Here is a 431-nt window from a genome sequence, read left to right as displayed (position 1 = left end):
GCTCTACTGCTTCTTCTAAGACCTGTGCCTTGACCAGAGGGTCAACCCGCGTATGTGGCCCGTAACCTACCAGCCGGTCCACTAAGTGAGCCCGCTCCCCAGTCTCTCTGTGCCTGTAGTAGGTCCGTTTGTAGCTAACCAGACCGAAAAGGGTAAGCACTTCCTTGGGATCGTCCCGCCGCTCTACCTGCCAGCCAGGCCGCTTTTCCCGGTGCTCCCGAAGATAGGCGTCTTTCGCCTCTAAAACTTCCCTCAAAACCTCCTGTCCCAGGTTATTAAGCTCCTGCCAGAGCTTCTCCTCGAAGCTTAAAAAGTCGATCCCTTCCTCCAGAACCTTTAACGTCAGCTCCGCTACCCTCTGGAACTTCTCCCAAATCTGCTTTATAATCTGCATAGAGACCTCACCCTCCTGAGTGGTTGGATTGTCAACT

1 protein-coding gene is annotated in these 431 nt (G+C 53.8%); it reads right to left on the bottom strand.

Annotated features, from left to right (window positions below):
• Window positions 1-394 (bottom strand): UPF0236 family transposase-like protein (locus DXX99_RS11070; protein ID WP_205664716.1); only part of this gene is annotated, 394 nt, incomplete at its 3' end.
• Window positions 395-431 lie beyond the last annotated feature (37 nt).

Origin of the sequence: Ammonifex thiophilus (assembly GCF_003368535.1) — a bacterium.
Lineage (GTDB): Bacteria > Bacillota > Desulfotomaculia > Desulfotomaculales > Ammonificaceae > Ammonifex > Ammonifex thiophilus.
The sequence above is the reverse complement of the archived record's forward strand: the minus strand, read 5'-3'. Positions and strand labels throughout refer to the sequence as shown.